Source organism: Anaerolineales bacterium (assembly GCA_022866145.1).
In the GTDB taxonomy this organism is placed as follows: Bacteria; Chloroflexota; Anaerolineae; order Anaerolineales; family E44-bin32; genus PFL42.
In genome coordinates this window covers 1-9,273 of the sequence record JALHUE010000063.1, presented here as the reverse complement: position 1 = coordinate 9,273, position 9,273 = coordinate 1, and the positions used below count along the sequence as shown (strand labels likewise).

Here is a 9,273-nt window from a genome sequence, read left to right as displayed (position 1 = left end):
CGTTCGAGCAGCCGGTAGCCATCCTGGGTGGAAAGCTCGCGCGGGTCGCGCCGATGCTGGGCGTCGGCGCGACAGTGAACGCAGGCGTAGGCGCAGGCGCGGGTGATCTCCCAGGCGATGGTAAAGGGTGCCTGGTCGAAGTCGGCCTCGGCCATGTGCTGGTCGTGCAGACTTCGGTCGGCGGACGCCCGGACGCCCAGATTCAGGCCAGCCATCGGACCGCATCCTTGGCGTGGTAGCTGATGATCAGGTCGGCGCCGGCGCGCTTGATGGCCGTTAGGACTTCCAGGACGACCCGTTCCTCATCCAACCACCCGTTGGCGGCGGCCGCTTTCACCATGGCGTACTCACCGCTGACGTTGTATGCCGCCAGCGGCATCTCCGGGTAGCGGTCGCGCACGAGGCGGATGATGTCCAGGTAGGGCAGGGCAGGCTTGACCATCAAGAGGTCGGCTCCCTCGGCCACGTCCAGGGCCGTTTCGCGCAGGGCCTCGCGCGCGTTGGCCGGATCCATCTGATGCGTCTTGCGGTCGCCGAACTTGGGTGCACCCTGGGCGGCGTCGCGAAACGGGCCATACATGGCCGAGGCGTACTTGGTGGAGTAGGAGAGGATCGGAAGGTGGGCGAAACCGGCGCCGTCCAACGCCGAACGGATGCCGGCGACCATGCCATCGATCATTCCCGATGGCGCCACCACATCGGCGCCCGCCTCGGCGTGCGAGACTGCCACCCTGGCCAACACCGGCAGGGTCTCGTCGTTCAGCACGTAACCGGCGGGCAGGTGCGGCTGGGGGCGCGACCCGTCCTCTCCGTTGACGAGACCGCAGTGACCATGGTCGGTGTACTCGCACAGGCAGACGTCCGTGACAACGACCATTTCGGGGACACACGACTTGATCGTTCGAATCGCTTGCTGGACGATCCCATCCGGGGCGAAGTTCTCGATCCCGATGGGATCCTTCGAGGCGGGCAGACCAAATAGCAAGACAGCCGGGATCCCCAGGGCGGCCAGCTCCTCTGCCTCTTTAGCCAGCGAATCCACAGACCATTGAAAGACGCCCGGCATCGAGGCGATCTCGGCCCGGACCTGGCGGCCATGCGTCACGAACAGCGGGGTGATGAAGTCGGCCGGTGCCAGCCGGGTCTCGCACACCATCCGGCGCAGGCCCGGGTTGAGCCGCAGCCGGCGCGGTCGAAGCTGGTTGGGCAGCAAACTCAGCCGGGTCGGATCGACAGCCATCGCTTCTCCTTCGGATCCGGTTGAGGGGTTGAAAAGTGCTTCTCGAGCGCCCTCACCAATCCATCGATCGTGTATTCCTCGGCGGTCACGTCGACTGGCAGGCCGAGAGACGTCGCAGTGGAGGCGGTGATCGGCCCGAGGCATGCGATCACCGCGGAGCCGAGTGGAAATCCCCGGCTGCGGTCCGGAGAGCGCACCCTGCCGACCAGCTCAACGAAGTTGCGTACCGTCGAGGACGAGGTGAACGTGATCGCGTCCACCCCACGCGCGAGCTCGGCGAGTGCCTTGCGATCGGGCGCTGCCGGCAGGGTCCGATAGGTCGGGATCTCCTCCACACGCGCCCCTAGCGCGACTAGACCGTCCACCAGGGCCTCCCGGGCGCTTTCCGCCCTCGGAAGTAGAACACGCAGACCCTGACGGGGCTGCAGCCCCTCGACCAATGCCTCGGCGATGTACTCGTTCGGGACAAGATCCACTCGGCCGCCGCGTTCGCGGATTGCGGCGGCGGTGCCTGGCCCGATGGCCGCCACGCGGACATCGGGCGGGAAGACGAGCGAGGAGTCTGCAGAAGATGCCAGCCGCGACCAACGCTCCCAGAAGATGCGCACGCCGTTCTGGCTCGTGAAGACCACCCAATCGTACGAATCCAAGTGGTGTAGGGCATGATCGAGGCGGCCCAGGTCAGCCATGGGGGCGATCTCAATCGTCGGGAACACGATCGGGACCGCGCCGGCTTCGGCTAGGCGAATCGCCATCTCGCCGGCCTGGCTCCGCTCTCGGGTCACGACCACTCGCTTCCCGGCTAGGCTAGGCACTGCAGTAGCTCCTGAGCACCCTGACGCAGCGCATCCTGCGCCAGTTGCTGTCCAAGCCGGACAGGTTCGGACCCTTGACGCGTGATCCGGATGAGGCGCTGCCCATCAACCGAGGCGACCAAGCCCGTCAGCTCGATCGGGCCGGACTCGTCTTCGAGCATAGCATGGGCGAACGCCGCCACCGGTGAGGAGCACCCGCCTCCCAGGGCGGAGAGGAATGTCCGCTCGGCGTCGACGCAGGCGCGGGTGGAAGCGTGGTCGATGGCCGCCAGGAGGGACAGGGTCCGGCGATCGTCGGCGCGACATTGGACGGCCATCGCCCCCTGTCCCGGCGCCGGAAGCATGATCGTAAGCGGCAGGAATTCCGTTACGTTCTCCTGTAGGCCGAGACGCTTGACACCGGCACTCGCCAGCACGACCGCGTCGTAGTCGCCATCGAGAGCCTTATAGACTCGCGTGTCCACATTCCCGCGCAAAGCGACCAGCGTCAGGTCAGGCCGTGCCGCCTTCAGTTGCGCGGCGCGCCGCAGGCTGGACGTTCCGACGCGTGCACCCGCCGGCAGCTCCATCAACTTCCATCCCGCCTTTGAGATGAGCACGTCGCGAGGATCCTCCCGCGGGCTGATAGCCCCCACCCAGAGCCCTGCCGGAAGATCGACCGGAAGGTCTTTGAGGGAATGCACGGCGATGTCGATCTCACCCGAGAGCAAGGCTTGCTCGAGCTCGGCGGTAAACAGGCCCTTTCCGCCGATTTCCGGCAGTGGGCGATCGAGCAAAACGTCGCCGGTGGTGGTCAGAACCTTGGTGAGCAGGGTGAGGCCGGGCCACCGGTCGCGGAGTTGTGACACGACCCATTCCGATTGCCAGCGGGCCAGTCGCGAGGCGCGTGTGCCCGCCGTCATCACCGATCGGTCACCAGCGGGCTCGGGAGAAGGCATCACAGCCCGGTTCCTGCCGAGTCCGTCTCGCCGAGTCCGTACAGGCGCCGCACCAGTTCGGCGTACTCGGCGGAATGACCGTTGTTGCCTTCCGCTTTCAACTGCAGGGTGGGCGCGTGCAGGATCTTGTTGATCAAGGATTTGGTCATTGCCTCGACCCGACGGCGTTCGGACTCATCTAGTTGCGGCATGTGTCGGAAGGTACGGTCGACTTCGGATCGGCGCAGGGCTTCGGCCCCCGACCGTAGGTCCACGATCAGCGGTCGAATCTCCTGACCGCGCATCCAGGCGGCGAAGGCCGCGGATTCCTCCACCACGATTGCCTCGACGCGCGGGATCTCTTGCTGTCGGGTAGCCAACGTCTCTTCCACGTGGCCTTGCAGGTCGTCGATATCGAAGTAGCGGACTTGGGGAAGTGTGGCGACGCTCGGATCGGTGTTGCGCGGCACGGCAATATCGACGAAGGCAAGAGGCCGATCGGGCCGGCCGGACATCGCCTGCCTGGCCATTTCCTCGTCAATCAGGATATGCGGCGCGCTGGTGGAGGTGATGACCACGTCGGCGTCCCCCATCGCGGGCACGAGATGCTGGAAGGTCAGAGCCGTGGCGCCCCAGCGACTTGCCAGGATCGCGGCGCGCTCGCGAGTCCGATTGATGACGACGATGTCGGTCGCCCCGCGCTTGCGCAGTGCCTCCACGGCGAGCTCGGCCATTTCGCCGGCCCCGACCACGAGCACCCGGGCTCCCTCCAATTCACCGACCGATTGCTCGACCAGGCGGACGGCGACAGCGCTGATGCTGGCCGGGTTGCGACCAATCGCGGTCTCGGCCCGCGCTCGTTTGCCGGCCCGGATCGCCGTCTGGAAGATGGCGGAAAGGAGAAGTCCTGCGGTGTGCTGATCGCGCGCCAGTTCAAGAGTGCGCACGACCTGGCCGAGGATTTGCTGCTCGCCGAGCACAAGCGAGTCCAGTCCACTGGCCACCCGGCACAGGTGATCCACCACGGCGTGGTCTGCCATGCGGCACAACCAAGGTTCGAACAGACTTGGGTCGGTCTCGCACGCATCCGCCAGCAGGCGAGCCAGCCCGCCGAAGTCGGGACCCTCGGCGACCGCATACACCTCGGTACGGTTGCAGGTCGAGAGTATCGCCAACTCGTGGATGCTTCGAAGGTAGGGCTCTTTCCCGCCCAGTAGACGGGCGAGCGCCTCTTCGATGTCGGCAGAGGAGAGCGCCAGCACCTCCCGAATCTCGACCGGTGCCGTGTGATGGGTGATTCCCAGACAAAGGAGGGTCATCGGGGTGTGGCTCGGTCGTAGGTGTCTGCCAGCGATAGCTGGACCTCGTTCAGCACCTTGTTGATGCGACGCACCATATCGGCGTTGGCTTCCGGTCGCACGTGAGCGGCCTCGGGCAGCCGGAGGGCCGCCTCGAGCATCGTGTCACGGAAGAAGAACAGGACCTCCATCGCCTTGGCCAGGGGAAGGCGGAGGCCGAGGGTGTTCTCGGCGTGCTCACGCCCGATCAATCTGGCCTCCTCAAGCAGATCCTCGCCGCCTTCGGACAACGAAAGGTACTTGAGCAGGACCTGGAGCATCCTGCGACCCAGTTCTCGCTTATGCTCTCGCTCTCCCTGGTCGAACGCGGCTAACCACTGGTTCTGTCGGCTCTCGTCCAGCCGGATCCTGGTCTGGGCCAGGGCTTGATCCGACCACATCTGCTCGAGGCCGGTGATGACTTTCACTTGGCGGCGGTGCTCGGCGAAGCGCTGGATGTCCTCGATCGAGAACCGCCGGTGATGCCCCGGCGTGAGGAGCACGGGGATCTCGCCGCTGTCGGCCCAGCGCCGCAAGGTCGTGGGGTGAATGCCCAATCGCCGCGAGGCTTCCCGAAGGCTGAGCCAGTCCTGCTCCGACATCGAAGAGGTCCCTACTACTCGAATCTGCGCCTAGCAAATGTGCTGAAATCTAACTATTTCTATGCACTTGTGCCAAAGGCTACATGATAGCCCCCATTGGGTCAAGCTTATCTTCGTCCTCAAACCGCCACGATGAATGTCATAAACGACAGTATGACAATGCCGGATCGATGGGGTATTTACCCCATTGTTGCCTTCTGCCGCGCAGGTGTCCCCGTTCCACATCAGCCCGGGCAGGCAATCTGTCAGGACGTGGTTTTGGGGCTTGCTCGCCTGTGCCGCAAGACGATGTGATCGCTCAGTACTGAATCGCGATTGGGGAGTGCGCTGCGTCAACGGACGCGGCGATGGGCGCCAATGGGAGTGTCGATCGCGGTCGCCAACGGGATCGGCTCTCCTCGGCCGCTTTCAGGGACCATTGAGAGACGGAACTTTGCGGCGACGTTGGAGCCGGTCGGGCTAGGGCGGAGCCGAGAGACCCCGCCATCTCGCCGAAGCCGAAGGGGATCACCAACCTGCAATCTCCCGACAGACGCCCCGAGAGATCCATGCCGGGTCGACCGGTCCCTCCGGACCGCGAGGCGAGGTAGGCATCTCCTCGTGCGGACTCAGTGCGGTGAGTATGGGCATGGGAGCTCGCTGGACCTTCACGTCCCTCCCACCCCTGGTTTCCTACCCCTTGACAATCGGTCCGCACCGGGCATACTAGACCGCGCGCCGTTTCCGGCGCCATCCCAGGGATGTCTCGAACCAGCCTATGGGTTTCGACGAGTTACTCGAGGTGCTTGAGGCCACCAGTCGCACCTTCTCCCTTCCGGTTGCCCGCCTGCCGCGCGGCCTACAGGAGGCGGTTGCTTCGGCCTACCTATGCCTGCGGGCGATCGATGAGATCGAGGATCATCCGACGTTGCCCGTCGGTGACAAGGCCCGCATCCTGCGTGCCGTGAGCCGGCATTTCCAAGCCCAGACCTCGCTCGAGCGTTTCGATGCCGCCTCGTTGCGCGAGATCCTAGAGGGCTCCCAATGCCCTCTGCCCAGCGTATCCTTGCGTCTTGCCGATTGGGCATGCCGCGCACCGGCCGCAATTGCCCCGCGCATCTGGGAAGGAGCGGCCGCGATGGCGGACCGAATGGCCGATTGGGCCGACTCCGGCTGGGCCATCCAATCGCCGATGGACCTGGACCGCTACACATTCGGCGTCGCCGGTGCCGCCGGGATCTTGCTGTGCGACCTGTTGGCTTTCTTCGAAGGAGTTCAGGTGGACCGCTCGATGGCGGTGCTGTTCGGGCGCGGGCTGCAGCTGGTCAACATCTTGCGCAACCGGACGGACGACGTCCGGCGCGGCGCGGACTTCTTCCCACCGGGATGGGGTTTCGATCAGGTGGCCGAATATGCGGCGAAGTGCCTGGGCCAGGCCGAGGCCTATGCGCGGACAGTGTCGTCCCCGGCCTTTCACGCCATGTACGCAATCCCCCTCAAGCTGGCTCAGGCCACCCTCGCCGCGCTGCGACGGGGGGAAACCAAGCTTTCCCGCGCGGCCGTGCTGGCAATCGTGCAACAGGCCGACACGGAGGCCTAGGCTCCCGTGTGCGGGCAAACGCACGCGCCTTCCCTGTGCTGTTTCCGCCCGTTCTTGCCCGGCAGCGATTGCGGCTTCGGTATTCGTCCTGGGTCTTCGCCGGCCGACGTCCCGAACCTTGCCGCGTGAGAGCGGACCAGCCGTGAGGTCTCCGCTCTGGCGGCAGACCTGCTACGTACGTGGGCGTAGTCCTCTGTGCCTGTAGCCAAGAGGCCCGCGGTCAGCGCATGCGACACCTCGGAAGAAGGTGAAGTCCTCGCGGTTCCCTCTGCACGCAAATCGTGAGGACAGGGGTGTCGATCTGGTGGGCGCGGGCGGCTCGAACCCCGTTCGGGCCGGCGCCCTGCGGGCGCAGCCCTCCGGGGTGAACGGCCCTCGACCTCACGGACCTGAACCGTACGGTCTGGCCAGGTGAGCTACGCGCGGTTGATGTTTCTACTGTGGCAGTCGGCTGAATGGTCTGCAAGGCCACCCGTAGGCGGCGATCGCTGTCGAAGAGGGACATCCCGCGACGCAAGCAGCAGTTCCTCGGTGTCATCAAGATCAAGGCCCTTGACCGTCTTTCCCACCTACGCCCCTCAACAGGAATCGAAGAAGGCGCACTAGGTTCTCCCTCCTTTCCGGAGACCCTTACACGCCCTCTAACGATCCCCCTTATTCAGGAGGCGACGATGAGATTTGCCTGCCCAAGCCGCACACCGTCCCGGTGTCCTACGGGAGGCCAGGGAACCCATGATCAGGGTTTTGCAGGACCCGGCCCTAGCGGTATTGACCCTTGCTCGCCTTTGGCCGGATTCCGTATAAGGGTCTGCTGATTCATGATTGCCTGGCGGGCCGAGACCCTTAACCATCTTCTGGCGCCAGGCAACAGACAATAACGGGATGGGCAAGCGGTGATCATTCTACCGCTATCTCTTCCTTCCAAACCGATAGCCTCGGCGCATGAGATCGGGGAGCGTCTTGAGCTCAGCCGCGAGGCAATCGGCTCGCTGCCACGGCTGTGAGCGCGGGAGGCGGTTCTCGTGCTGCCGGATCAACAAAGGTGCCGCCGCGCGAGGTGGTGCCGCCTCCGTGGATGACTCCACTACTTCCACTCAAGTTGTTTCGATTCCGCTATTGGCCACGGCGCGGTCTCGCAATGCGTCGGGAGATTGAGTTAGGGCGAGGCTGCTGGTTGGCGCCGTGCGTGACACGATTGCTGGAGTGTGGTGGTGGGGCGCCGAGAAGAGTGTTGGTCTCGGTCGGATCACCGGCCTCGGATTCCGGGAACAGGGAGTCTGGGCGCCAGGACCATGCTCGGGCGTGGCTACCTTCATGGTGGACACTGAGGGAACGGTTGAGATAGGATGTCACTGTGGCGTGTGATCGCGGCCCAACGGCCTCGAGCCAAGCTGCAACTGGCGGGTTGAGATCACCCAATACAATGGGACCCAGTCTGGGGGTTGCGGAACCCCATTTCTTGCGGTTGAATCGCCGTTGTCAGCTTCAGCTGGTTGTTAGGCGCCTTCATATCATCCTACTCGACACATGTGCCTGTTTGCGCTAAACACGGGACACTACGATGACCAGTAGCTCACCATCCACTTACTTTGCGTCAGCAAGGTTATTCGTCCCCGCCAGAACGTCTTCCTGTAAAACCCTCAGCATCCTTTCAGGTTCTTCAAACAATGGACTGTGTGCAGACAGTTCAAAGGTGTAGAAACCTTTCAGGGGTGCATGTAGCTTCTCTAGGTAGTCCTTTGCCAAAGTGTAAGAGCATGTGTAATCGTATATGCCGCCAAAGAAATAGACGGGGATTGCAAGCTCAGGCACCTTTGTGGTCAGATCCGTGGCGATGATTTCATCCCACAGGGGACTAACACCGGATTGAGATTTGCCACGCCACATATTGGCCTTTTCCAATAATGTGTATCCTCGGAATGTTAGCGAAGGAAGAAAGATACCCGTGATAACTGAATGCATGTCATGGGTTGTGCCAATGCCAAGGCTGTGCATGGCTTCGTCCCGCAATACGAGGTATGCATCCGGTGTGCCGTCCGTCATCGTTACGGGTGCTGCTTCAAGTCTTCGCACCATTGCCAAGTTTCCGTTCTCTTGGAACTGCTGAAGCATATACTCGTACGCCAGTCTTTCGGATCTTAGCTGATACGACATCTGAGCGACGCCAATGTAGGCATAGTACAACTCCGGTGCCCGTGCAGCCGCTTGGATGCCAATGAACGTTCCCCCCGAATGTCCCATCAGGTATATCTTCTCCTGACCAAAGCGGTGACGCAAGTAATTGGTCACCTCCAAGGTGTCAGATATCATTTGCTCCAGCGTCATCGTCTCTGGTGGAATGTTGGCACTGTAGGAGAGTCCTGAACCACGCTGTTCCCACCAAACGACGGTGAAATGGTCTTCAAGGCCAGTCGGGTATCGCTGAGTAAGGAAGTATTCAGGCATACCCCCATGAAGGTAAAGCAGCACTGGATGCGTTGCATCTTTGCTCATGATAAACATCCCTTGCTGCACACCGTTTATGTTGACAAACACCTTCTCCGAAATGCTGCCCGGCAGCGGCCGTCCGTCTTCATCCAAGAAGGGGGTTGGTCTTCCTGGACTCCATAGAGTCATCACGCCCACAATAATGAGCAGACAAGCCAAAAGGATAGAGAACAGGATCAACATAACATGCCCAGCCTTTGGTGCGAATGATTGAATGGAAAGTCGCTTTACTCTGTTCATAGTCACTCTTCAACCTCGATGCGATCCACCTGGATCTGCGAGCCGTTGTAGTCAGG

Annotated in this window: 8 protein-coding genes; 1 reads left to right on the top strand and 7 read right to left on the bottom strand. The window is 62.8% G+C overall.

Annotation, left to right across the window (positions count from 1 at the left end; all coding sequences use genetic code 11):
• The 6 genes from MUO23_01930 to MUO23_01905 all read right to left on the bottom strand — a co-directional run.
• On the bottom strand, window positions 1-215 hold a 215-nt coding region (locus tag MUO23_01930), incomplete at its 3' end, for a hypothetical protein (GenBank protein ID MCJ7511713.1).
• Window positions 203-1,240: a porphobilinogen synthase gene (hemB, locus tag MUO23_01925; protein ID MCJ7511712.1), complete on the bottom strand. Its 1,038-nt coding sequence runs from the start codon at window positions 1,238-1,240 to the stop codon at window positions 203-205. The genes hemB and MUO23_01930, both read right to left, overlap by 13 nt.
• Window positions 1,216-2,055 carry a uroporphyrinogen-III synthase gene (locus MUO23_01920; protein MCJ7511711.1) on the bottom strand — a complete coding sequence of 280 codons (840 nt, stop codon included), beginning with the start codon at window positions 2,053-2,055 and terminating at the stop codon, window positions 1,216-1,218. Before MUO23_01920 ends, hemB begins: the two co-directional genes overlap by 25 nt.
• Window positions 2,043-2,903 carry a hydroxymethylbilane synthase gene (gene hemC, locus MUO23_01915; GenBank protein MCJ7511710.1) on the bottom strand — a complete coding sequence of 287 codons (861 nt, stop codon included), beginning with the start codon at window positions 2,901-2,903 and terminating at the stop codon, window positions 2,043-2,045. The genes MUO23_01920 and hemC overlap by 13 nt, the downstream gene beginning before the upstream one ends.
• A gap of 89 nt (window positions 2,904-2,992) precedes the next feature.
• Window positions 2,993-4,291, bottom strand: a complete 1,299-nt coding sequence (gene hemA, locus MUO23_01910) for a glutamyl-tRNA reductase (protein MCJ7511709.1) — start codon at window positions 4,289-4,291, stop codon at window positions 2,993-2,995.
• Window positions 4,288-4,911 (bottom strand): helix-turn-helix domain-containing protein, encoded by a 624-nt coding sequence (locus MUO23_01905; GenBank protein ID MCJ7511708.1) that lies wholly within the window; start codon window positions 4,909-4,911, stop codon window positions 4,288-4,290. Before MUO23_01905 ends, hemA begins: the two co-directional genes overlap by 4 nt.
• A 757-nt stretch (window positions 4,912-5,668) precedes the next feature.
• On the opposite strand from MUO23_01905, the gene MUO23_01900 reads away from it, so the two are divergent.
• A complete protein-coding gene (locus MUO23_01900) occupies window positions 5,669-6,490 on the top strand; it encodes a squalene/phytoene synthase family protein (protein ID MCJ7511707.1) in 822 nt (273 codons plus the stop codon).
• 1,584 nt (window positions 6,491-8,074) lie between these two features.
• Here the strand turns inward: MUO23_01900 and MUO23_01895 are convergent.
• Window positions 8,075-9,217 carry an alpha/beta hydrolase gene (locus tag MUO23_01895; GenBank protein ID MCJ7511706.1) on the bottom strand — a complete coding sequence of 381 codons (1,143 nt, stop codon included), beginning with the start codon at window positions 9,215-9,217 and terminating at the stop codon, window positions 8,075-8,077.
• Window positions 9,218-9,273: the final 56 nt, after the last annotated feature.

What these genes read in the sequence shown, in the direction of transcription:
- hemB (MCJ7511712.1), bottom strand. Translation starts at nt 1,240, where the DNA reads ATGGCTGTCGATCCGACCCGGCTGAGTTTGCTGCCCAACCAGCTTCGA.
- hemA (MCJ7511709.1), bottom strand. Translation starts at nt 4,291, where the DNA reads ATGACCCTCCTTTGTCTGGGAATCACCCATCACACGGCACCGGTCGAG.
- MUO23_01905 (MCJ7511708.1), bottom strand. Translation starts at nt 4,911, where the DNA reads ATGTCGGAGCAGGACTGGCTCAGCCTTCGGGAAGCCTCGCGGCGATTG.
- MUO23_01900 (MCJ7511707.1), top strand. Translation starts at nt 5,669, where the DNA reads ATGGGTTTCGACGAGTTACTCGAGGTGCTTGAGGCCACCAGTCGCACC.
- MUO23_01895 (MCJ7511706.1), bottom strand. Translation starts at nt 9,217, where the DNA reads ATGAACAGAGTAAAGCGACTTTCCATTCAATCATTCGCACCAAAGGCT.